Annotated in this window: 25 protein-coding genes and 1 tRNA gene; 19 read left to right on the forward strand and 7 right to left on the reverse strand. The window is 62.6% G+C overall.

Going from position 1 to position 22469, the window contains the following annotated elements; all coding sequences use genetic code 11:
- Nucleotides 1-40: 40 nt before the first annotated feature.
- On the forward strand, nucleotides 41-640 hold the full coding sequence (locus IHQ72_RS23285; protein ID WP_258117505.1) for an HD domain-containing protein: 600 nt from the start codon (nucleotides 41-43) through the stop codon (nucleotides 638-640).
- 232 nt (nucleotides 641-872) lie between these two features.
- Here IHQ72_RS23285 and IHQ72_RS23290 read toward each other — a convergent pair whose 3' ends face one another.
- The 3 genes from IHQ72_RS23290 to IHQ72_RS23300 all read right to left on the reverse strand — a co-directional run bounded on the left by IHQ72_RS23290 (nucleotide 873) and on the right by IHQ72_RS23300 (nucleotide 2867).
- Nucleotides 873-1640, reverse strand: a complete 768-nt coding sequence (locus IHQ72_RS23290; protein WP_258117507.1) for an alpha/beta fold hydrolase — start codon at nucleotides 1638-1640, stop codon at nucleotides 873-875.
- Nucleotides 1641-1660: 20 nt separating this feature from the next.
- Entirely contained in the window at nucleotides 1661-2173 is a 513-nt protein-coding gene (locus tag IHQ72_RS23295; RefSeq protein ID WP_258117509.1) for a DUF192 domain-containing protein, read from the reverse strand.
- A 121-nt stretch (nucleotides 2174-2294) separates the two neighbouring features.
- Nucleotides 2295-2867 (reverse strand): cold-shock protein, encoded by a 573-nt coding sequence (locus IHQ72_RS23300; RefSeq protein WP_258117510.1) that lies wholly within the window; start codon nucleotides 2865-2867, stop codon nucleotides 2295-2297.
- Between the two features lie 239 nt (nucleotides 2868-3106).
- Between IHQ72_RS23300 and gloA the strand changes: the two genes are divergently transcribed.
- Nucleotides 3107-3547 carry a lactoylglutathione lyase gene (gene gloA / locus IHQ72_RS23305; protein ID WP_258117512.1) on the forward strand — a complete coding sequence of 147 codons (441 nt, stop codon included), beginning with the start codon at nucleotides 3107-3109 and terminating at the stop codon, nucleotides 3545-3547.
- A gap of 130 nt (nucleotides 3548-3677) precedes the next feature.
- Nucleotides 3678-3971: a DUF2218 domain-containing protein gene (locus IHQ72_RS23310; RefSeq protein WP_258117513.1), complete on the forward strand. Its 294-nt coding sequence runs from the start codon at nucleotides 3678-3680 to the stop codon at nucleotides 3969-3971.
- A 10-nt stretch (nucleotides 3972-3981) separates the two neighbouring features.
- Here the strand turns inward: IHQ72_RS23310 and IHQ72_RS23315 are convergent, their stop codons facing one another.
- The gene (locus IHQ72_RS23315; RefSeq protein ID WP_258117514.1) at nucleotides 3982-4536 is read right to left on the reverse strand and encodes a DUF1697 domain-containing protein; all 555 of its coding nucleotides are present in this window, start codon (nucleotides 4534-4536) and stop codon (nucleotides 3982-3984) included.
- Nucleotides 4533-5789, reverse strand: a complete 1257-nt coding sequence (ilvA, locus tag IHQ72_RS23320; protein WP_258117515.1) for a threonine ammonia-lyase IlvA — start codon at nucleotides 5787-5789, stop codon at nucleotides 4533-4535. The genes IHQ72_RS23315 and ilvA overlap by 4 nt, the downstream gene beginning before the upstream one ends.
- Nucleotides 5790-6026: 237 nt before the next feature.
- Between ilvA and IHQ72_RS23325 the strand changes: the two genes are divergently transcribed.
- On the forward strand, nucleotides 6027-7094 hold the full coding sequence (locus IHQ72_RS23325; protein WP_258117517.1) for an alpha/beta hydrolase: 1068 nt from the start codon (nucleotides 6027-6029) through the stop codon (nucleotides 7092-7094).
- 146 nt (nucleotides 7095-7240) lie between these two features.
- A complete protein-coding gene (locus IHQ72_RS23330; protein ID WP_258117518.1) occupies nucleotides 7241-8407 on the forward strand; it encodes an alpha/beta hydrolase in 1167 nt (388 codons plus the stop codon).
- Between the two features lie 27 nt (nucleotides 8408-8434).
- Here IHQ72_RS23330 and ade read toward each other — a convergent pair whose 3' ends face one another.
- Nucleotides 8435-10246 (reverse strand): adenine deaminase, encoded by a 1812-nt coding sequence (ade, locus tag IHQ72_RS23335; protein ID WP_258117519.1) that lies wholly within the window; start codon nucleotides 10244-10246, stop codon nucleotides 8435-8437.
- A gap of 63 nt (nucleotides 10247-10309) precedes the next feature.
- Between ade and IHQ72_RS23340 the strand changes: the two genes are divergently transcribed.
- From IHQ72_RS23340 to IHQ72_RS23350, 3 genes are all read left to right on the forward strand, one after another.
- Nucleotides 10310-10774: a hypothetical protein gene (locus IHQ72_RS23340; protein ID WP_258117520.1), complete on the forward strand. Its 465-nt coding sequence runs from the start codon at nucleotides 10310-10312 to the stop codon at nucleotides 10772-10774.
- 139 nt (nucleotides 10775-10913) lie between these two features.
- Nucleotides 10914-11153, forward strand: coding sequence for a hypothetical protein (locus tag IHQ72_RS23345; RefSeq protein WP_258117522.1), 240 nt, complete (start codon nucleotides 10914-10916; stop codon nucleotides 11151-11153).
- 177 nt (nucleotides 11154-11330) lie between these two features.
- A tRNA-Leu gene (locus IHQ72_RS23350) sits at nucleotides 11331-11416 on the forward strand.
- Between the two features lie 34 nt (nucleotides 11417-11450).
- Here IHQ72_RS23350 and IHQ72_RS23355 read toward each other — a convergent pair.
- Nucleotides 11451-12029 carry an NUDIX domain-containing protein gene (locus IHQ72_RS23355; RefSeq protein ID WP_258117523.1) on the reverse strand — a complete coding sequence of 193 codons (579 nt, stop codon included), beginning with the start codon at nucleotides 12027-12029 and terminating at the stop codon, nucleotides 11451-11453.
- A 398-nt stretch (nucleotides 12030-12427) separates the two neighbouring features.
- Here IHQ72_RS23355 and IHQ72_RS23360 point away from each other — a divergent pair, with 398 nt between their 5' ends.
- The 11 genes from IHQ72_RS23360 (at nucleotide 12428) to IHQ72_RS23410 (ending at nucleotide 22362) form a co-directional block, all read left to right on the forward strand.
- Nucleotides 12428-13531 carry an NADH:flavin oxidoreductase/NADH oxidase gene (locus IHQ72_RS23360; RefSeq protein WP_258117524.1) on the forward strand — a complete coding sequence of 368 codons (1104 nt, stop codon included), beginning with the start codon at nucleotides 12428-12430 and terminating at the stop codon, nucleotides 13529-13531.
- A 95-nt stretch (nucleotides 13532-13626) separates the two neighbouring features.
- A complete protein-coding gene (locus tag IHQ72_RS23365; RefSeq protein ID WP_123149945.1) occupies nucleotides 13627-13920 on the forward strand; it encodes a DUF982 domain-containing protein in 294 nt (97 codons plus the stop codon).
- A gap of 31 nt (nucleotides 13921-13951) precedes the next feature.
- Nucleotides 13952-14191, forward strand: a complete 240-nt coding sequence (locus IHQ72_RS23370; protein ID WP_095491993.1) for a DUF2188 domain-containing protein — start codon at nucleotides 13952-13954, stop codon at nucleotides 14189-14191.
- 284 nt (nucleotides 14192-14475) lie between these two features.
- Nucleotides 14476-15564: an ABC transporter ATP-binding protein gene (locus IHQ72_RS23375; protein ID WP_258117525.1), complete on the forward strand. Its 1089-nt coding sequence runs from the start codon at nucleotides 14476-14478 to the stop codon at nucleotides 15562-15564.
- Nucleotides 15565-15600: 36 nt separating this feature from the next.
- Nucleotides 15601-16926, forward strand: coding sequence for an ABC transporter substrate-binding protein (locus IHQ72_RS23380; protein ID WP_258117526.1), 1326 nt, complete (start codon nucleotides 15601-15603; stop codon nucleotides 16924-16926).
- Nucleotides 16927-17131: 205 nt separating this feature from the next.
- Nucleotides 17132-17983 (forward strand): carbohydrate ABC transporter permease, encoded by an 852-nt coding sequence (locus IHQ72_RS23385; RefSeq protein WP_374120408.1) that lies wholly within the window; start codon nucleotides 17132-17134, stop codon nucleotides 17981-17983.
- 1 nt (nucleotide 17984) lies between these two features.
- Nucleotides 17985-18878 (forward strand): carbohydrate ABC transporter permease, encoded by an 894-nt coding sequence (locus tag IHQ72_RS23390; protein WP_258117528.1) that lies wholly within the window; start codon nucleotides 17985-17987, stop codon nucleotides 18876-18878.
- Nucleotides 18879-19283: 405 nt separating this feature from the next.
- The gene (locus IHQ72_RS23395; protein ID WP_258117529.1) at nucleotides 19284-20027 is read left to right on the forward strand and encodes a competence/damage-inducible protein A; all 744 of its coding nucleotides are present in this window, start codon (nucleotides 19284-19286) and stop codon (nucleotides 20025-20027) included.
- Nucleotides 20028-20206: 179 nt separating this feature from the next.
- Nucleotides 20207-21040 carry a universal stress protein gene (locus tag IHQ72_RS23400; RefSeq protein WP_258117531.1) on the forward strand — a complete coding sequence of 278 codons (834 nt, stop codon included), beginning with the start codon at nucleotides 20207-20209 and terminating at the stop codon, nucleotides 21038-21040.
- Between the two features lie 133 nt (nucleotides 21041-21173).
- Nucleotides 21174-21674, forward strand: coding sequence for a xanthine phosphoribosyltransferase (gpt, locus tag IHQ72_RS23405; protein ID WP_023798205.1), 501 nt, complete (start codon nucleotides 21174-21176; stop codon nucleotides 21672-21674).
- A 199-nt stretch (nucleotides 21675-21873) separates the two neighbouring features.
- The gene (locus IHQ72_RS23410) at nucleotides 21874-22362 is read left to right on the forward strand and encodes an NUDIX hydrolase (protein WP_258117533.1); all 489 of its coding nucleotides are present in this window, start codon (nucleotides 21874-21876) and stop codon (nucleotides 22360-22362) included.
- The last annotated feature ends 107 nt before the right edge of the window (nucleotides 22363-22469 follow it).

Here is a 22469-nt window from a genome sequence, read left to right on the forward strand (position 1 = left end):
CTTTGTCAAATGGATTTGGTTCACGGAAATTCAAGCGGCCATGGAAAACGAACCCTTGATCGACGAGCCGCTGAAGCACGAGCTTTCCGCGCTCTACCGGGCCGAAGGCCGCCACTATCACAACCTCGCCCATATCGAGGCGATGCTGGCGCTGGCCGGCAACTATCTGGCGCTGCTGCACGATCCCGAGGCGGTCGACGCGGCGATCTGGTTTCACGACGCCATCTATGACAGTCGGGCCAAGGACAACGAAGCCAGGAGTGCCGCCCTTGCCGAGAAAAAGCTCGCCGGCCGCACCGATGCGCAGCGCCTCGGCCGCATCACGGCGATGATCATCGCCACCGCCACGCATGAATTGCCGCAGTTTGGCGACGAGAATGCTGCCCGCGACGCAGCGCTGTTCCTCGACATCGACCTGGCGATCCTGGGTGCGGCGCCTGATGCCTTCGACGCTTATGAACAGGCGGTTCGCCGCGAATATGGCTGGGTGGAAGAGCCAATGTGGCGTGCCGGCCGCAGTGCTGTTCTGAAGAGTTTCCTCGCCCGCCCGCATATCTTTCACACCGAAAAGTTCCGCCAGCGGTTCGAGGCTCAGGCTCGGCAAAACATGGCGCGTTCGCTCGAAGCGCTTGAGGCATGACCTAGCACAGAGGAATTGGCTCTTTGACTGAGCCTGAAGGCACTGTGGACGGTCGCTAGCGATCGGCCGCGGGGCCCTTCTTCCTTCTCCCCTTGTGGGAGAGGCGCGCAGCGCCAACACGGTTGAGGGGTGCTGGCCGGAGCGCTGTCGGTGTCAAGCTGGAACACCCCTCATCCGTCGCCTTCGGCGACACCTTCTCCCACAAGGGGAGAAGGAAGAGACGCACCTACACTCAAAGCGGATTTTCGGCATAGAACTCCAGCACCCGCTGCTTGAAGGTCTTGTCGCCGACGGCCAGCATGTGGTCGCGGCCCTCGATGTGAAAGGCCCTGGCGTTCGGCATCAAGGCGGCCAGTTCGTCGGGCGAACCGCCGATATCGTCCTTGGTGCCGACGGCTATCAACGTCGGCTGGGCAATGCGCGCAATGTCGGCCTCGGCCAGCAATTCCCGCGAGGCGGCAATACAGGCGGCCAGCGCCCGGCGGTCGCTGCGGGTCTGGTCGGCGAAGGCGCGAAACGAGCGGCCGCGCGGATGGCTGGTGGTGCCAGGATCGTCGGCCAGAAGGGCGGCGGCGATCGGATCCCAGTCGCCGACGCCGTCGACCATGCCGACGCCGAGACCGCCGAAGATCAGCGTCGCCACCTTGTCCGGGTCGGAAAGCGCCAGGAAGGCCGATATCCGCGCGCCCATTGAGTAGCCCATGACATGGGCGCGTTCGATGCCGAGATGGTTCAGCAGCGCTGCCCCGTCGGAAGCCATTTTTGCGGGCGTATAATCGGCCTCTTCATAGCTCTTCGACGAGGCGCCATGGCCGCGATTGTCGAAAGCGATGGCGCGGTAGCCGGCATCGTTCAGCGCCTTGAACCAGCCGGGCGACACCCAGTTGACGTAATGGGTCGAGGCAAAGCCGTGGATCATGAGCACCGGATCGCCCTGCCCCGATGCCGGCTGGCGGTCGAGGAAAGCAAGATCAAAACCGTCATGGGGGAAAAACTGCATCTGCGCCGGATCCTGCGCGTTCAGTTGTGCGCAGTGCCGATTGCCGGGTGGCGCAACAAATCGCCGTCCTCGATGCCGCCCCTGGCGGCGGTGCCCGCCTTGAGCTCGAGTACGAAGCGAACCGGCTCGCCGGGCGAGATCATCGCCTCGGATTGCGGCTCGCCTTGCTTGATCGCCCGGACCCTGCCGTCCTGACCGACAAAGATCAGGTCGAGCGGCATCGGCGTGTTCTTCATCCAGAAGCTCACATCTCGAGGCTCCTCGAACACGAACAGCATGCCATGATTGTCGGCCATCTCCTCGCGAAACATCAGGCCGGCCTCGCGCTTGGCGGAGGTGTCGGCGATTTCGACGGAGAAAGAGCGTTCGCCGCCTTTCGTCACCGCGACCAGCGGCTGCGGGTCGACGGCAAGGATCATCGCTCGGCTGTCTGCCGAAGCCGGTTGCTGCGAATGGAAGAAAGCGCCTGTGGCGATGACAAAAGCGATCGCGGCGCAGACTACGCCCGTTGTCAGCCAGTTCCTGTGAGTCATTCAAAATCCTCGGCCGGAAATCGTCCTAGACCATGATCCCGAAAAGTGGAACCCGGTCTTCGGAAAAGATCATGGTCAAGCAAAAGCACTAGGTCCCATTCCGATTCGATCGGGATGGGACTTAGTGCGAGACCGGCAAGGTACCCATATCCGGGTGAATTTCGGCAGCCATAAGGCCTTTGTCGCCGCGCCCGAAGCGGACCAGCACGACCTGCCCCGGCCTGAGCTCGGTAATGCCGTAGCGGCGCAGCGTTTCCATATGGACGAAGATGTCCTCGGTGCCCTCGCCCCGGGTCAGGAAACCGAACCCCTTGGTGCGGTTGAACCATTTCACCAGCGCCCGCTCGAGCCCGCTTTCCGGCGTCACCGAGACATGGGTGCGCTGCTCCTGCATCTCCGCCGGATGGGTCGCCGTGGTGAGATCCATGGAGAGCACACGGAACGCCTGCAATCCACGCTCGCCATGCTTGACGAGGCAGACGACGCGAGCGCCTTCCAGGGCGGTCTGGAAACCGTCCTTCCGAAGACACGTCACATGGAGGAGAATATCGCCGGAAACGCCGTCATCGGGAAGAATGAAACCGTAGCCCTTGGCCACGTCGAACCATTTGATGGCGCCCGCAACCTCGACGAGATCGGCCGCATCGCCGCTCTCGTCCCTTCGCAAGACGTTACCGGTTCCGTCCCGCCCCATGAAAGAGGCCTTTTCCCCCATAACAACGCCCCCCTTTTTCCAAGAATACCGCAACTGATTCTTGACGTTAGATTAACACTGCCGCTTCCGCTGTGTGCAAGACCTTCCGTGCCTTTTTTCACGGTTCATTGCAGGAATACCGGATTTGTTGTTTGCCGGCGGGACCGGCTATCGGGAATTGCCCTTTGGCCGGGTGGCCCCTATGTTCCGCCGCTACGCAACATTTCGAGGAAAATCACATGCGCTACCTGCACACCATGGTCCGCGTCGCCGACATCGATGCATCGCTTGATTTCTACTGCAACAAGCTTGGCCTCAAGGAAGTGCGCCGCCACGAAAACGAACAGGGGCGCTACACGCTGATCTTCCTTGCCGCGCCCGAGGACGAGCAAAGCGGCATCGCCGACAAGGCGCCGCTGATCGAGCTCACCTACAATTGGGACCCGGAAGACTACAAGGGCGGCCGCAATTTCGGCCACCTCGCCTACGAGGTCGACGACATCTACGCCACTTGCCAGCAGCTGATGGACAACGGCGTAACCATCAACCGGCCGCCGCGCGACGGCAACATGGCCTTCGTCAAATCGCCGGACGGCATATCGATCGAGCTTTTGCAGAAAGGCCCGGCCAAGGCCAAGGCCGAGCCCTGGGCCTCGATGCCGAACACCGGAAGCTGGTAACCATCACAAGATCGAGAGCAGGTACGACCAATCCGGACATTTTATGGCGTTTCTCGAGATCGCGCCTATCTGTCCGGCGATCGCGCCTGCTTCCGAAATTGGCGCATCTTGCCTCAGGAGAAATCCATTCATGCCGACCAGCCATGTCGATGTCGCTACCGAACATGCGAGCCGTTATCTGCAGCAGCTATGCAAGCACTGGGCGCACAAGTTTCCCGTCGAGTTCGATCCGAACCACGGCACCATCGACCTCTCACTGGGCCGCACGGTCCTCGATGCCGATCCGGCAGCGCTGCATATCGCGGTAACCGCTGACGAAGCCGGCTCGCTGGAGCGCCTGGAAACGGTCGTCGCCGACCACATCAAACGCTTTGCTTTCCGCGAAGAGCTGACATTCGACTGGAAAAAGACTCCGGCAGCGTAAGCGACCACGTTCAGCCGCCGCGGCCAGCCTTATCCAGCAGCGCCTGCACCGTGCGCCAGTTGCGCGCGGTGCCGGGCACTTTCAGCGTGCGCGGGATGAGGTTGGCAAACACCGATTTGCCGAGACCTTCCGGTGCGTGCAGGTAAAGCACGTCGCCCCTGATCTCGAACCGTTCGGGACCTGTGCATTTTTCGGCCAGCCGCGCGACCTCATCGGCGTTCGGCGCGCGCTCCAGCACATAGGCGTGAAGCTTGGTCGGTTCCCCGGCAACTTCCGGATAGGGATTTTCCGCCACCAGCCGCTCGAACCAGCCGAGATCGCGCACCATGATGCGCGAGTGAAATCCCCATTTCTTCTCGAAGGCCGTTTCCAGCTGTTTGGTCAGCGTGGCCGCATCGCCCTTTGCCGAACGGAACACGACGTTTCCGCTCTGCACATAGGTGGCGACGTCGCGAAAGCCGAGCTCCTCGAAGAACGACCGGAGTTCGGCCATCTTGACGATGCGGTTGCCGCCGACATTGATGCCGGAAAACAACGCAACGAATATCTTCGCCTGGCCGCTCATATGATGAACCCGGCCAGCGTCTCGTTGTCGGTGATATCCTGATACTGGACGCCCTCGGCCTCGAAATTCGCGTTGAGCAACTCGAAATTGCGGCGGTCCTTGGTTTCGATGCCGATCAGCACCGAACCGAAATTGCGCGCCGATTTCTTCAGATATTCGAAGCGGGCGATGTCGTCGTCAGGCCCCAGCAATTCGAGAAAGTCGCGCAGCGCGCCCGGCCGCTGCGGAAAGCGGATGATGAAGTACTTCTTCAGCCCCTCGAAACGCAGCGCCCTTTCCTTCACATCCGGCAGCCGCTCGAAATCGAAATTGCCGCCCGAAACCACCGCGACGATGGTCTTGCCTCTGACCTCCTTCTTCGAAAAATCTTTCAGCGCGTCGATCGCCAGTGCGCCGGCTGGCTCCAGCACCACGCCTTCGACATTCAGCATCTCGATCATGGTCGCGCAGAGCCGGTTTTCCGGGATCAGCCGCACTGTGTCAGCAGCAAACGCCCTGAGATGCCGCAACGGCTCGCGGCCGATTTCGGCCACCGCCGCGCCATCGACGAAATTGTCGACCTTGGCGAGCTTGATGCGCTTGCCTGTGGCGAGGCTCTCGCTCAGGCTTGGCGCGCCGGCCGGCTCGCAGAAGACGAAGCGCGCGTCGCGGCGCTGGTCGGCGAAATAATGCGTCACCCCGGCCGCCAGACCGCCGCCGCCGACCGGCAGCATGATGATGTCGGGCATCCGCGCGCCAGGCATCTGGCCTGATATCTCGTAGGCGACGGTCGCCTGCCCCTCGATGATGTCCTTGTGGTCAAACGGCGGCACCATGTGCGCGCCGGCACTCTCGGTGAATTCGAAGGCGGCGCGGTAGCAGTCGTCGAAAAAGTCGCCGACCAGCCTGATCTCGACGAACTCGCCACCGAACAGCCGCGTCTTGTCGATCTTCTGCTGTGGCGTCGTCACCGGCATGAACACCACGCCTCGTCTGCCGAAATGACGGCAGACGAAGGCGAAGCCCTGCGCATGGTTGCCGGCGGAAGCGCAGACGAACAGCTCGGCATCGTTGCCGGCATCGAGCGCCTTGCGGAAAAAATTGAAGGCGCCCCTGATCTTGTAGGAGCGCACCGGCGACAGGTCCTCGCGTTTCAGCAGCACGCGCGCGCCGGTCTTCTTCGATAGATAGTCGTTTTCCTGCAGCGGCGTCTCCGGGAAAATCCGGCGGATCGCGGCAGCGGCGGCAGCGACGCGGGAGGAGAAACTGGTCATGGCAAGATCACCCCGGATCGTCTGTTGTCTTCGCGTGCGATTGGTGGTCAGAGGCTAGCACACGCCGTACGTGTTTGATCAGGGCAATCGTTCTGGCTTTCGCGCAACAGTGCGATGGCTGTCGTGCGGCGCTGAGCGCATTTCGGGTGGATATGACTTACTTCTGCCGCACTTCGGCTGTCCGGGAGGGGTTCGCGGAGGTTGGATAGGCCTTTCGGCCGGAGTGGAATTCCAGAGTTGAAGAAGATTTGCATCCTTGTCCTTGCCTTGCTCGTTGCCGGCTGTGGCGGCCGGCAGACCGAGGAACTGCTCGGCAGCGCCATGGTGTCCGCGCCGGTGACGGACATCGCCGGCAACCACAGCATCTTTATCGCCACGACGCGCAAGCGCTCCGACGATCCCAGCAGGGTTTTCGACCGTGAGCGCTCGGCCACGCTGAACTATGCCCGCGCCAACGTCACCGTGCCGGGGACCCACGAAACCGGTCGGATCGAGCGGCGTTCGCGCGGCAAGTCGAACGACCCGGCCAAATACTTCATGGCCTCCAACGTCGTCGGCTACGACACCGCGCCCAAATTCTCCAGCGCGCTCAGTGCCGACATCGCCGCGCGCGGCGGCCGCGTCATGGTCTTCGTCCACGGTTACAACACCGGCTTCGACGCCGCCGTCTACCGCGTCACCCAGATCGCCCATGATTCCGGCTACCCGGGCACGCCGGTGCTGTTTTCCTGGGCGTCGGGCGCCAAGACCCGGGACTATGTCTACGACCGGGAAAGCGCCAGTGCTGCCCGCGACCAACTGGAAGTGACGCTGAGAATGCTTTCGCAAACCGGCGCGCGGCGCATCGACATCGTCGCGCATTCGCTGGGAACCTGGGTGACCATGGAAGCGCTGCGCCAGCTCGCCATCAACGGCGACCGCGATCTCAGCGGCAAGCTCGGCGACGTCGTGCTGGCCTCGCCCGACATCGATGTCGACGTGTTCAAGAGCCAGATGCGCCGCTACGGCAAGCCGAACAAGCCATTCATCCTGCTTTTGTCCGACGACGACCGGGCGCTGCGGCTCTCCGGCCTGATCGCCGGTTCGCGGCCGCGCGTCGGCGACTACAAGGACGCAGCCGACCTCGCCGACTACGGCGTGAACGTCGTCGATCTCTCCAGCGTCAAGGGATCGGATCGCTTCAACCACACCAAATTTGCCGACAACCCCGAGTTGGTGAAGATGATCGGCCAGCGGCTGCGCGAGGATGACGGATTTGCCAGCGACCGCGAGGTGACCGACCGCATCAGCCTGCTCGGGCAGTGAGGTGCGCTCGACGCCCCGTTACTTTCGTCCCGCATGGTCACGGTTGCGGCAGCATCGTATCACTTCAACTGGACCGGGCCTGCCCCTGGCTTTATCGAAATAGCGAGTGACGTCACCAGCTTGACGTCCCTCCTGCGGGAGCCTGCGTGACCGTGCGTTCGAAGACTTTTCTCGTCGTAGCGTTTGCGCTCGCCGTTACCGGCTGCGCCGGCCGCAAGACGCACGACCTTCTCAACACGACGACCGTCACGGTGCCTGCCTCCGACATCGCGGCCACGCATGAGATCTTTGTAGCCACCACCCGAAAAAAGGCGACGAAGGACCCGCGGCAGGTGTTTGACGGTGACCGTTCACCGACCACCAGTTTTGCCAGTGTCCAGGTCACCGTTCCGAAAATCCATCGGGTCGGCGCCATCGAGCGGGTCAGGGGCTCCGCCAACAGCAATCCGGCGAAGGACTTCACGGCAACCGAGGTCGAATTCTACGAAGGCGCCCCGCAATTCGCCAAAGCGGTCGGCGCCGACATCGCCATGCGCGGCGACCGCGCCCTGGTTTTCGTGCACGGCTTCAACAACGGTTTCGACGACGGCATCTACCGGCTGACGCAGATCGCGCACGACACGAAATATCCCGGCACGCCGGTGCTGTTCTCATGGGCGTCGAGCGGCAAGACCACGGGTTATATCTACGACAAGGAAAGCGCCAACGCCGCGCGCGACGATCTCGAAGAGACGCTGCGCATGCTGGCCAAGACGAAGGCCAAGAGCATCGACATCATCGCCCATTCGATGGGCACCTGGGTGACGATGGAAGCGCTGCGCCAGCTTGCCATCACCGGCGACCGCGATCTCAGCGACAAGCTCGGCTATGTCATCCTGGCCTCGCCCGACATCGATGTCGATGTGTTCAAGAAGCAGATGATCCGCTACGGCAAGCCCGACAAGCCTTTCGCCATCCTGCTTTCGGGCGACGATCGCGCCCTCAGGCTGTCCTCCCTGATCTCCGGCGACAAGCCGCGCGTCGGCGACTATGGCGACGCGGCCGACCTCGCCAGCTATGGCGTTTCGGTGGTCGACCTGAGCAAGACCAAAGGCGGCGACCGCCTGAACCACGCCAAATTCGCCGACAACCCTTTCCTGGTGCAGTTGCTCGGTAACCGGCTGCGCGCCCCGGCCGGCCTGGCGTCAGACGAGGTCAATCCGGCGCAGCCGATCGACAATCTCGGCCAGGGCATCGGCAAGGCCGTCGGCTCGGTCGCCGAGATCGTCATCACCACGCCGTTCAGGGTGCTGACCATCGCCACCGGCGGATGAGCAACGTGGACACGCCCTTGGTCGTCGTCAGACGAACAGGTCGACCTTCTGGAACGTCGTCACGTCGATCAGGCCGACATCGGAAATCCTCAGTTCCGGGATGACGACCAGCGCCAGCAGCGAGTGCTGCATGTAGGCGTTGTTCAGCGAACAGCCCATCTGGCGCATCGCCTCGGTCAGCTTGTCGGCCTTGGCCGCGACGATTTCGGCGCGCTCGTCCGACATCAGCCCGGCGATCGGCATTTCGACCAGAGCCAGTTCCTTGCCCTTGGAGAACAGCACGACGCCACCGCCGACCTCGCCCAGCCGGTTGACCGCCAATGCCATGTCCTGCTTGCTGGTGCCGACGACGATGATGTGGTGGGCATCATGCGCCACGCTGGAGGCCATGGCGCAGTCGCTCACATAGCCGAAGCCGGAGACGAAGGCATTGGTGACGCCGCCCGTGCCCCGGTGGCGCTCGACCAGCGCGATCTGGCAGACGTCGTTGCGGCGGTCCATGGCGACCAGCCCATCCTCCACCGGAAGATCGGCCTCGAGCGCACGCGTCGGCGCCTGGTTCTCGATGACGCCGATGACCCGCACCCGAATTTCGTTGGCGCCGATGGGCGCTACGATGTCGAAATCCCCCGGTTTGAGCTTCTTGCCGAGCTTGACGGTGTTCTTCGCCGTCTTCGGATAGTCATAGGCCGGAATGTCGATGTCGAGCTTGCCGCCCTTGGCCAGCCTGACGCCGCGGCCATAGACCTCGTCGATGGTCATTGCGGCCAGATCGGAGACGATCAGCAGATCGGCGAGCCGCCCCGGCGCGATCGAACCCAACTCGCGCTCCAGCCTGAAATGCTGGGCGGTGTTGAGCGTCGCCATCTGGATCGCCGTCACCGGCTTCAACCCCTGGCTGATGGCGTGCCGGACCACCCGATCCATATGGCCTTCATGGACAAGCGTGCCGGAATGGCTGTCGTCGGTGCACAGAATGAAGTTGCGCGGATCGAGCCCGCTTTCCGTCACCGCCTTGATCTGCGAGGCGACGTCGTACCAGGCCGAGCCCAGCCTCAGCATCGCCTTCATGCCCTGGCGGACGCGTGCGATGGCGTCCTCGGCGCGGGTGCCTTCGTGGTCGTCCTCGGGTCCGCCGGCGACATAGCCGTGGAACGGCAGGCCGAGATCGCGCGAGGCATAATGGCCGCCGACGGTCTTGCCCGCCCTCACCGTCGCGGCGATCTCGCCCGCCATCACCGGATCATTGGCCGCGACACCGGGAAAGTTCATAACCTCGCCAAGCCCGATGATGTTTTCCCACGCCATCGCCTCGGCGACATCGGCGACCGTCAGCTCGGCGCCGGCATGCTCCAAACCCGGCGCCGAGGGCACGCAGGACGGCATCTGCACAAGCACGTTGATCGGCATGGCGACGGCCTCGTCATGCATCAGCCGCACACCCGGCAGGCCGAGCACATTGGCGATCTCGTGCGGATCGATGAACATCGAGGTGGTGCCATGCGGGATGACCGCGCGGCAGAACTCGGTCACCGTCACCATGCCGCTCTCGACATGCATGTGCGCGTCGCAGAGGCCCGGCACCAGATAGCGCCCACCGGCATCGACTACCTTGGTGCCCTGCCCGATGGCGTGGCCGGCATTCGGCCCGCAATAGGCGAAGCGGCCGCCGGCAATGGCAATGTCGGTGCCGGCGATGATCTCGCCGGAATGAACGTTGACCCAGCGCCCGTTGCGGATGACGAGATCGGCGGGCCTCCTGCCCATCGCAACATCGACCAGATGCGTCGCCGCCTCGGCCCAGGGTTTTGGTTTCGTCGCACGCGCGGTCTTCGCCATGAAGAGACTCCTGTTTTCCCGACTGTGCCAAGCCGCGCGGATTTTGACCAGCAAGATCAGCGAATGCTCGAGCGCTCCTCGGCCTTCACGTCGACCGCGATTTTCGGGTCGTCGCGAGCTCGCGATTCGTTGCTTTGTGACGGCATCTATGCTGTTGATTTCGGCATGGTGCTGATTTGCGCCAACGACCCGCCGCCGAGGCGGGTTTTTTGTTTCGGCGCCGTCCACGGCAAAGTGTCCAACCGGAATACGATTCCGTTTGCGGCAAATCAGATCGCCCCTCGTTGGCGGATCTTTCTGGGTCCTGGGATGCCGCCGTTAAGTGTCCTGCCGCTGTTCCCTGTCGCGGCAGTTGAGAAGGTCGACCAGATCGTCGGCCTCTTCGATCGGCATGTCGATCAAGGGAACGCCCACCTCGACAACCGGCAGCCCAGTGAACACATCGATGATGTCCCAGGTACCTTCAGGCGTCTTCTCAATGTCGTAGCGTTGAGCCATGGAGCCATGGGGATGGAGGAGAGGATTTAGCGCGTTTACCCGGTCATCGCTGGTTTGGGCCCCGGGAATGCGGAAATGGTTCCCGCCCGGCCTGATCGAGCGTCTCAAGCAATGAGGCAAGGGCGCTGGGCAGTCGCAGGTCGACGCCAAGATCCAGCACGTCGTGTAAATGCCGGCGATTGTCTTCGGAACGGATCAATTGCCGGACGGCTTTGGCAACAGACTTTCCTCGTTCTGTGTCAAACTCTGCCATGTCCGGGATTCCAGTAGCTTTAGTCCGAAACTCAGCCGCTACGAAATGGTTCCAGCGATCTTGATCAAGTTTGAATCAGTGGATGGCCCCTCGCTGGCGAGGGTTGCCGCTGGCTCGATGACGGCAGCCATGCCGTTGATTTGGCCGCTGTGCTGATTTTGCGCCCGACGACCCAGGTTTTAGCGCTATCAATGGACATTGAGGCAAGGTTCAGATTTTAAGCCACATGTCGTTCCTTGCAGCGCCGCGACAAAGCGTGCTTCCCGTGTCAGATTTTTCGATGGCAGAAGATGGCTTGACGGCCCTTGGCTGGCGTCTGAAAAGGACTGGCCTGCGGACGTGGCGGAATTGGTAGACGCAAGGGACTTAAAATCCCTCGATCTCTGATCGTACGGGTTCGATTCCCGTCGTCCGCACCAGCAACACCGGCGCGCGGGTCCAGATTCCGGCAGATCAAGCCTTGATCGGGTTCAGCTTCAGATGCTGGATCAGGATGATCGTCTTGGCGTCGATGATGCGGCCGTCGTAAATGCCGGCCAGCCCTTCGTCGAGCGGCATTTCCAGAACCTCGATGTCTTCGCCTTCTTCCGGCGCGCCGCCGCCGTCGGAGATGCGGTCGTTCGGCGAATAGCGCGCGACGAAGAACCAGAGCCGCTCGGTTACGCTGCCAGGGCTCATATAGGGCGCAAACAGCCGTTCGACGTCCTTCAGGTGGTAGCCGAGTTCCTCTTCCGCCTCCTTGCGGATGCAGGTTTCCGGATCGTGTTCATCGAGCAGGCCGGCGCAGGCCTCGATCAGCGGCTCGCGGTGGCCGGTGACGTAGGCCGGGTAGCGGAACTGCCGCACGAGCAGAACCGTCGAGCGCTCGGGGTCGTAAGGCAGGATCACCGCGCCGTCGCCGCGATCGTAAGTCTGGCGGATCTGCGTCTCCCATTGCCCGTCACGCCGGCGATAGTCGAGGACGGTCTTTTTCAGGACGGCCCAGTCGTCGGAAAGGACTTCCTCCGAACGGATGCGAATGCGGTCTTCCATGATGAACTCCGTGCTGCCGGCGCGAGGCGTAACCGCGAACCGGACTTCGCGCAATCCCGACAGCAATTCAGGGCAATCGCTTCAGGGAAGGATCGCGGCGTTATCTCAGTTTGGGTTCCTCGCCCCCACGAGAGTGGGGAGAGGTGGCTCGGCGAAGCCGAGACGGAGAGGGGGACTGCGCCCTACGAAAGCCCCCTCTCCGGCCGCTTCGCGGCCACCTCTCCCCACTCTCGTGGGGGCGAGAAACCCCGGTCCTGAGAGTTCGAGGGACAGCACCCCACTCTGCCCTGCCGGGCATCTCCCCCGCAAGGGGGGAGATCGGCAGCTTCACCGCCTCGTGTATGGCGCGGGCGCAATCCATTGCCTAAATAGCGACAACCCCTCCCCCGGAGTTTTTTATGACCACATCCCTCTTCCATCCGATCACGCTTGACGGCCTCACCTTTCCCAACCGCATCGCGGTCGCGCCGATGTGCCAGTACTCCGCCGATGACGGTTCCGCCAGCGACTGGCACCTGTACCACTGGATGAACCTGGCGATGTCCGGCGCCGGCATGGTCACCGTCGAGATGACCGACGTCGAGCGGCGCGGCCGCATCTCGCATGGCTGCCTCGGTCTTTATTCCGACGACAACGAGGCCGCCGCCCGGCGCGCGCTGGATGCCGCCAGGCGCGTCGCCGCTCCTGGCACCAAGTTCGGCACCCAGCTTGCCCATGCCGGCCGCAAGGCCTCCAACCAGAAACCTTGGGAAGGCGGCGGGCCGCTCAAGGCCGATCAGGACCCGTGGCCGATCGTATCCGCCTCGGCCATCGCCTACGACACCGGCTGGCAGGTGCCGCGGGCGCTGGAGGATGAGGAGATCCTGCACATCGTCGAACGCTTCGCCGAGGCGGCGAGGCGGGCCGAGCGTGCCGGCTTCGATTTCATCGAATTGCACGCGGCACACGGCTATCTGATCTTCCAGTTCCTGTCGCCGCTTTCCAACCAGCGCACCGACCGCTGGGGCGGCTCGCTGGAAAACCGCATGCGTTTTGTCATCGAGATCGCCAAGGCGGTGAGGAAGGCAGTGCCCAAGCTGATGCTTGGGGCGCGCCTGTCGGTCAAGGAGTGGGTCGATGGCGGCTTCGATGTCGAGGACGCGATCGAAGTGGCCAAGGCGCTGAAGGCAGCGGGCGTCGCCTATCTCTGCTGCTCGAGCGGCGGCAATTCGCCCCTGCAGAAGCTGCCGACGGGTCGGGGCTACCAGGTGCATCTGGCGGAAGCTGTCCGCAACGGCGCCGGCATCCCGACGCGGGCCGTCGGCCTGATCGACGACCCGAAGCAGGCCGAGGCGATCGTTGCCGAGGGCCGTGCCGACATGGTGGCTCTGGCCCGCGCCTTCCTCGCCGATCCGCGCTGGGCGTGGCGCGCCGCGGCCACCTTCGGCGAGACGATCCACCCGGCGCCGCAACTTGCCCGCTCGGTGACGACGATGCAGCACTGGATGAAGGCGGCGGGGTGACCGCCCCGTTCATGGCTGCGGCCCCACGACTGCGACCCTTGAGACCTTTACGCGGAGGGGCGTGCAACCAAATCGGCCGCTCCGCGTTGGCGGCGATGATGGACAACAAGCCCTTTGAAAAGCCGGTCGTGGTCGAACTTGGCCATGTCGGCAAATACCGTGAGATCCGCAGCACCCAGGAAGCAGCGGAGTGCCTGATGACGGTCTGGCCACTCAATCGTGGTCCTCGGCATCGCGATGCTCTCGACACTTGCCTAAAAGTGCTGGAAGGTTATCGTTCGACAGCGGATGCGCGCCGGGCATTGGTCGAAGCCGCGAAGGAATCGGACGTGCTGGTTCCCGACGAGAGATTGCCTCAAGGCAAACTGCCCCAAGGCAAACTGCATTGAGCAGACGGAGCTTTTTCCACTGGAGGATTTCATGGCGAAGCTGACCTACAAGATCGTCGAGCATGACGGGGGCTGGGCCTACAAGGTCGGCGAGACATTTTCGGAGACGTTCCCTACTCACGAGGACGCGCTGCGCGCCGCCGAGATCGCTTCGGCCGGACAGCAGGTCGCCGGCACCACGGACGGCATCCAGTACGAGGACGCCGACGGCAAATGGCACGACGAGCTCGCCGACGGCCGGGATCGGCCGCAAACCGAAGTTTCCGATTAGGCTGGTGTCGTTGCTGATGGCTTCTCGCAAATCCGCTTCAAGGGCTGGGGCTTGGCAAGCCATTCTCCGATCCCGGACATGGCGAATTTCAGTCCGTGCCAGGGACGCCCACAATCACGAGCGACAAAGAAGGGTGCTTGCGGCGCAGCCGCTTTACAGGCAGGCTTGGTAGCGCTACCGTTTCATCATCGCGCGTGACCAGGGAGGAGCTTGGGAGCTGCCGCGGCCAGTCAGGAAAGCGGTTTCCTTCGAAGACGTCGCAGGAAGCATTCGGGAGGAAATCGATGGCGTCTGTCGCGATTGGCGATGTCTACAAATCATTCGGAACCGTCGAGATTCTCCATGGCGTCAGCGTCGACATAGACGACGGCGAGTTCGTCACGCTGGTCGGGCCGTCGGGCTGCGGAAAATCGACCCTTCTCAGGATGATCGCCGGCCTGGAAAAGATTTCGCGCGGCCAGATCGCGATTGGCGACCGTGTCGTCAACAACGTTGCGCCAAAAGAACGCGACGTCGCCATGGTCTTCCAGAACTACGCGCTCTACCCGCACATGACCGTCGCCGAGAACATGGCGTTCTCGCTCATGCTCAAGGGTGTGTCGAAAGCCGAAAGCGCTGCCAGCGTTAAGCGCGCCGCCGAAATCCTGGGGCTGGTGCCATTGCTGGAGCGCTATCCCAGGCAGCTTTCCGGCGGCCAGCGCCAGCGCGTCGCCATGGGCCGGGCGATCGTGCGCGATCCGGCGGTCTTCCTGTTCGACGAGCCGCTGTCCAATCTCGACGCCAAGCTCAGGGTGCAGATGCGCGCCGAGATCAAGGAATTGCACCAGCGCCTGAAGACCACGACGGTCTATGTCACCCACGACCAGATCGAGGCGATGACCATGGCCGACAAGATCGTGGTCATGCATGACGGCATCGTCGAGCAGATCGGGCCGCCATTGGAACTCTACGACCGGCCGAACAATCTCTTCGTCGCCAGCTTTATCGGCTCGCCCGCCATGAACATGCTGAGGGGCGAAATCGCAACTGATGGCGGCTCACCGTCTTTTCGCGGCTCCGGCGGAATTTCCCTGCCGCTGGCCGCAGTACCTTCGATCGGCAGCGGCGAACAGGTGGTGCTGGGGATACGTCCCGAGCATCTGCAGCTGTCCGACGACCAGGGTATTCCAGTCACCGTCGCGGTGGTCGAGCCGACCGGATCGGAAGTGCAGCTCATCGGCCGGACGGCCGGCGGCGAAGAGATCGTCGCCAATTTCCGCGAGCGCCATTCCTTCACGCCGGGCGAGACCGTACGGCTTACGGCCGAGCCCGGCCTCATCCATCTCTTTCATGGCGAAACCGGGCAGCGCTTCGAAATGCGCACCCGGCAGTAAGAACCACGGCAAGGACATAAACAGGAGGAGACGAGCATGAAATTCACCAGACGTGACGTGATCCGCACCACCGCCGGCGTGGCGGCGGGAGCCTTGGGAAGCCGGTTCGTCGGCTCTTCCGCCTTTGCCCAGGAGGGGTTGACATACAAGCCCGAGGACGGCGCAAAGCTGCGGATGCTGCGCTGGTCGCCGTTCGTACAGGGCGATGAGGATCAATGGCTGGCCAACACCAAGCGGTTCACCGAGGCGACAGGCGTCGAGGTCCGTGTCGACAAGGAAAGCTGGGAGGACATCCGCCCCAAGGCGGCGGTCGCCGCCAATGTCGGCTCCGGTCCAGATCTGATGTTGGTCTGGTTCGACGATCCGCATCAATATCCAGACAAGCTGCACGACGTGTCGGAACTGGGTGAGTATCTCGGCACGAAATACGGCGGCTGGCACGACGGACCAAAGCAATATGCGACGCGCGAGGGAAAATTCCTCGGCCTGCCTCTGGCCACCATTGGCAATGCCATCGTCTATCGGGAAAGCTGGGTGAAGGAGGCTGGTTTCTCGGAATTTCCGAAGGACACGGCGGGCTTCCTCGAGCTTTGCAAGGCCTTACAGGCGAAGGGCCATCCGGCCGGTTTCACACACGGCCATGGCGTCGGCGACGGCAACAACTATGCTCACTGGCTGCTGTGGAGCCATGGCGGCCAGATGGTCGACGAGAGCGGAAAGGTGACGATCAACAGCCCCGAGACGCTCAAGGCGATCGAATACGCGCAGGAACTCTACAAGACCTTCATCCCCGGCACCGAAAGTTGGCTCGACGTCAACAACAACCGCGCCTTCCTGGCCGGCGAACTGGGCGTCATCGCCAACGGCATTTCCGTGTATAACACGGCCAAGACCAACAAGGACAATGATCCGAAACTGGCTGAAATCGCCAAGGACATGCGCACGACCAGCCTGCCGATCGGTCCTGTCGGAAAATCCGTCGAGCTGTTCCAGGTGACCACGGCCGTGATCTTCGACTACACGCCCTACCCCAACGCGGCCAAGGCCTATCTGCAGTTCATGTTCGAGGAACAGCAAATGGCAGAGTGGATCACCTCCTCGGCCGCCTATTGCTGCCAGACACTCAAAGCCTTCGACAACAATCCTGTGTGGGCGGCCGACCCGAACAATGCCGCTTACGCCAAGGCCTCAGCGACGCTGCGTCCCAACGGCTATGCCGGGCCGCTCGGCTACGCTTCGGCGGCGACCATGGCCGACTATGTCCTGGTCGACATGTTCGCCAAGGCCGTGACGGGCCAGGCCACGCCGCAGGAGGCGATGGAAGAGGCGGAGAAGCGCGCAAACCGGTACTATCGCGTTTGATCACAGCCGAGCCGGGCAGCCGCGACCGCGCTGCCCGGTCTGGTCCTGAAATCGCGTGGCGGACACTCAGGCCACCATGCCACCAGACCTTATGAGGAGCCGTCCCATGGCCGTGTCGTCCGCTGCCGTTCAGCCGCGTCCGTCGATCCCGTCGCGGATCCTGTCGCTCCTGGCCGACAGCCGGAACGCGCTTGGCTTCGGCTTCATGCTGCCGGCGGCAGCGCTGCTGCTGGTCTTCCTCACCTATCCGCTGGGGCTCGGCATCTGGCTCGGCTTCACCGATGCCCGCATCGGCCGCCCCGGTATCTTCATAGGCATCGAAAACTACCAATATCTGTCGGATGACGCCGTCTTCTGGCTCTCCGTATTCAACACCTTGCTCTACACGATAAGTGCCTCGATCCTGAAGTTCGCGCTCGGCCTCTGGCTGGCGCTTATTCTCAATCAGAACCTTCCCTTCAAATCGTTCTTCCGCGCGATCGTCCTGCTGCCGTGGGTGGTGCCGACGGTGCTGTCGGCAATCGCCTTCTGGTGGATCTACGATTCGCAGTTCTCCATCCTGTCCTGGGCGCTTATGGAAATGGGCCTGATCGACCATCGCATCAATTTCCTCGGCGATCCGGTGAACGCGCGCGCTTCGGTCATCGCCGCCAATATCTGGCGCGGCATCCCGTTCGTGGCGATCACGCTGCTTGCCGGCTTGCAGACGATTCCGCAGTCGCTTTATGAGGCCGCCACGCTTGACGGCGCCAGCCGCTGGCAACTGTTCCGTTTTGTGACGCTGCCGCTGCTGACGCCGATCATCGCCATCACCATGACGTTCTCGGTGCTGTTCACCTTCACCGATTTCCAGCTGATCTATGTGCTGACCCGCGGCGGACCGGTCAATGCCACCCATCTGATGGCGACATTGTCGTTTCAGCGCGGCATTTCGGGGGGCCAGCTTGGCGAGGGCGCCGCCATCGCGGTCGCCATGATCCCGTTCCTGCTTGCGGCGATCCTGTTCAGCTATTTCGGCTTGCAACGCCGCAAATGGCAGCAGGGCGGCGGAGACTGACATGGCCGCGATCAAAAAAACGAAACGTCCGGAACTCGACGAAGGCGGCATGGGCTACCTTCAGAGCCTGCCGCGGCGCGTGGTGACGGTCTATCTGCCGTTGCTGGTGTTCGTCATCGTGCTGTTGTTCCCGTTCTACTGGATGACGATCACGGCGATTAAGCCCAATCACGAGATGACCGACTACGCCAATTTCAATCCGTTCTGGGTCGTGCATCCGACATTCGAGCACATCCGCTATCTCTTGTTCGACACGTCCTATCCGGGCTGGCTGCTCAACACCATCATCATCTCCACCGCCGCCACGTTCCTGTCGCTGCTGGCTGCGGTGTTCGCGGCTTATGCGATCGAACGGCTGAGGTTTTCCGGGGCGCGGCAGGTCGGGCTCGCGATCTTCCTCGCCTATCTCGTGCCGCCCTCGATCCTGTTCATCCCGCTGTCGGTGATGGTGTTCAACCTTGGGCTTTACGACACACCCTTCGCACTCATTCTCACCTACCCGACCTTCCTGGTGCCCTTCTGCACCTGGCTGCTGATGGGCTACTTCCGCTCCATCCCGTTCGAACTGGAAGAATGCGCGCTCATTGACGGGGCGAGCCGGTGGCAGATTCTAACCAAGATCGTGCTGCCGCTGTCGGTGCCCGGCCTGATTTCCGCCGGCATATTCGCATTCACCCTGTCATGGAACGAATTCATCTATGCGCTGACGTTCATCCAGTCGTCCGAAAACAAGACTGTGCCCGTCGGGGTGCTTACGGAGCTTGTCCGCTCCGACGTCTATGAATGGGGAGCGCTGATGGCTGGAGCCCTGATCGGCTCCCTGCCGGTGGTCGTGCTTTATTCGTTCTTTGTCGAGCACTACGTGTCCTCGATGACCGGTGCGGTGAAGGAATAGCGCCCTGCCGCGGTCACGCGGTCGGCTCTGCTCCTGATGAAGGCATTGACGCGTTCCTGCTAGGCTGCGGCAGCCAGCGCAATCTCTTCAGACAAAAGCAGGTGCTCGGCCAATTGTCGAAGTCGGCGCCGCCCCTCATCTGCCTGCCGGCATCTTCTCCCCGTATAGTGACGGGGAGAAGGGGCTGGCCGCAATTTCGGCGCCCTTTCTGCAACACTGGAGATTAGCGAAATCCTTTGCGAAGGCGTCCTTCTCCCCGTCATTATACGGGGAGAAGTGCCCGGCAGGGCGATGAGGGGCAGCGCAAACCTGAAGCGATTGCTCTGCTGCAGCAGCACTTTCAATACCATATTGCCGCCGGCCATCCGCCGCGCTATCTCAACTGACCTTTTGCCGGAGCCTGCCATGCCTGAAATCGTCACCGCCGCCATGCTGGTCATCGGCGACGAGATTCTGTCCGGCCGCACCAAGGACAAGAATATCGGCCACCTCGCCGACATCATGACGGCGATCGGCATCGACCTGAAGGAGGTGCGCATCGTTCCCGACGAGGAAGACGAGATCGTCGCCGCAGTGAATGCCCTGCGCACCCGCTACACCTATGTCTTCACGACCGGCGGCATCGGTCCCACGCATGACGACATCACCGCGGATGCGATTGCCAAGGCCTTTGGCGTGCCCTGCGAATACGACGCCAAGGCCTATGCCATGCTGGAAGCGAGCTACGCCGCGCGCGGCATCGAATACACCGAGGCGCGCAAGCGCATGGCGCGGATGCCGCGCGGTGCCGACCATATCGACAATCCTGTGTCCATCGCGCCGGGCTTCCGCATCGGCAACGTCCATGTCATGGCCGGCGTGCCGGCGATTTTCCAGGCCATGCTCGACAATGTGGTGCCGACGCTGAAGGCCGGCACCAGAATGCTGTCGGCGACGGTGCACTGTCCGTTCGGCGAAGGCCTGGTCGGCGGACCGCTGGGCGACATCCAGAAGGCGCATCCGGACACGATCATCGGGTCCTACCCGAAATATGGCGACGGCAAGTTCTGGACGGAACTGGTCGTCCGTGCCCGCAGCCAGGAAGCGCTGGACGCCGCCCACGCCGATGTCGAGGCGATGGTCGCCGGTCTCGCCAGCGCGGCCACCTGATCTAAAGCGCGTCGCGTCTGAAAGGATTCATTCGACGCGCTTTAGGTTCTTGTTTTTATGCATGTCGTTATCCCAAAACCGCTGCGCACTTTTGGGCGACATGCATTAGCCGGAACTAAGCATGGTGCTGTAACGTTTCTCGCGGGCGAGTTTCGATCGCCGTAAAATGAGGGATCACCATGCGATTCAAGACCATCGTCGCCATACTGCAGAACGAACAGGACGCGGAGCGCGTGCTCGAATGCGCCATTCCGCTTGCCGACAGGTTCCAGAGCCATCTCATCGGCATTCATGCCGAAGCGCTTCCCGTCCCCTACACCTCGGCCACCGGCTTTCCCGACACCGAGTTCCTGCAGGCTTCGGCCGACATGAGCAAGGAGCGTGCTGAAAAATTGCGGGCGGTTTTCCTCAGGCATATCGAGGATTCCGGCCTGTCCTTCGAGTGGCGCAGCCTCGAGAGCTTTTCCGGAGACAGCGCGCTGACCGGCATCCCAACCGTCCGCACCGCGGACCTGATCATCGCCGCGCAGCGCGAGTCGGGCGGCGATCCGAGCGCCGATGTCGACACGCTGGTCTATGACGCCGGCCGGCCGGTGCTGGTCGTGCCGCACTCAGGCCCGCTCGTCACCAGCTTCAAGCATGTGCTGCTCGCCTGGAACGGCAGCAAGGAAGCCGCGCGCGCCGCCTTCGACGCGCTGCCCTTCATCATCGAGGCCGAGAAGACCGATATTGTCGTCATCGACCCGCCGGACACGCTCGACGAGGCTCCGGAGGCGGCCGGCGCCGAAATCGCCGCCGCCCTGTCCAGGCACGGCGCTACCGTCAGCGTCTCAGTGCTGCAATCGGGCGGCCACTCGGTCGACGACGTGATCCAGACCAGGGTCGCCGAAACCGGCGCCGACCTGCTCGTGCTCGGCGCCTACAGCCATTCCTGGCTGCGCCAGCTTCTGTTCGGCGGGGTCACGCGCACGGTGCTGCGCACGTTGCCGGTGGCAGCTTTCCTGTCACGGTAAGTCGATAAGAGGTAAGTTCACAGGGATCGCTTGCCGCCGCCCTTGCCAAGGCCAAGGCTTTCCAGTTAATTCCGCGCGCATTCCTTCAAGTGTCTGCGCGCGGTTTTTCGCGCGCTGCGGAGTGCGCACAAAAATGTCCCTTCCCGAAAAGGCCTTTCCTGTTTCCTGGGATCAGTTCCACCGCGACGCGCGTGCACTCGCCTGGCGGCTTGCCGGCGCCAACAAAGGGCAATGGAAAGCGATCGTCTGCATCACGCGCGGCGGCCTGGTTCCGGCCGCCATCATCTCGCGTGAACTCGGCATCCGGGTCATCGAGACGGTTTGCGTCGCCTCCTATCACGACTACGCCAGCCAGGGGCAGCTGCAGGTGCTGAAGGAGGTCACGCCGGCACTGCTCGCCGATGACGGCGCCGGCGTGCTGATCATCGACGACCTTACCGACACCGGCAAGACGGCGGGGATTGTGCGCGCCATGATGCCTAAGGCGCATTTCGCCACTGTCTATGCCAAGCCGAAAGGCAGGCCGCTGGTCGACACCTTCGTCACCGAGGTCAGCCAGGACACCTGGATCTATTTTCCGTGGGATATGGGCTTCACCTACCAGAAGCCGATCGCCGACGACCACGCCGGCTGATTCGCGGCAACTGCTTTTTCTCCTGGAACATGCCGGCGAGCACTTCTTGCCGGCGAGCACTTCTTGAAAGCGTGCCGCGGTGCACGATATTTGGTGTGGTTAACCAGTCCGTAGGAGGTTTTTTACTTTTATTGCTCATGATTAGCCGTAAGATTCACGAGACGGCAGATGATTCTGGAGGCTGGGGCAAGCTTCTCCGATGTTGACGAGGCCAGCAACGCACAACCATTTGGCCGAAAGGGTCCAGCGGCTCTTCGGCACGGCCCCGTGCCGCCTGCAGGTTGCAGCATTGCCCTGGCGCGATACTAGGCATGACGTCGAGATCATGCTGATCACCAGCCGCGATACCGGCCGCTGGGTGCTTCCCAAGGGCTGGCCTGAGGCCAAGGAACTGCTTTGCGAGGCGGCGGCGCGCGAGGCCGGCGAGGAAGCCGGACTGCGCGGCACGATCTCCCACCACGAAGCCGGCCGCTACTTCTATGCCAAGGCATTGGCTTCCGGCGAGGAAGTGCCTTGTGAGGTCCTGGTATTTCCGTTGCAGGTCGACAAGATCGCCGACCGGTGGAAGGAAAAGCGGTCGCGCACCCGCAAATGGGTCAGCCCCGCCGAGGCCGTGCGCATGGTCAACGAGCCTGACCTTGGCCAGATCATCGCCTATTTCTGTGCCGACCCGCACCAGTTCTCCTGAGCAAGCACAGGCGCACCGGCCAAAGCCGTGCACCTGCCGCGCATCACCGGCGATGTTCTTTGGCGAAGAGAATCGATTTGGCCACTCCAGCTTTGGCATGCGTTGTC

Origin of the sequence: Mesorhizobium onobrychidis (assembly GCF_024707545.1) — a bacterium.
Classification (GTDB): domain Bacteria; phylum Pseudomonadota; class Alphaproteobacteria; order Rhizobiales; family Rhizobiaceae; genus Mesorhizobium; species Mesorhizobium onobrychidis.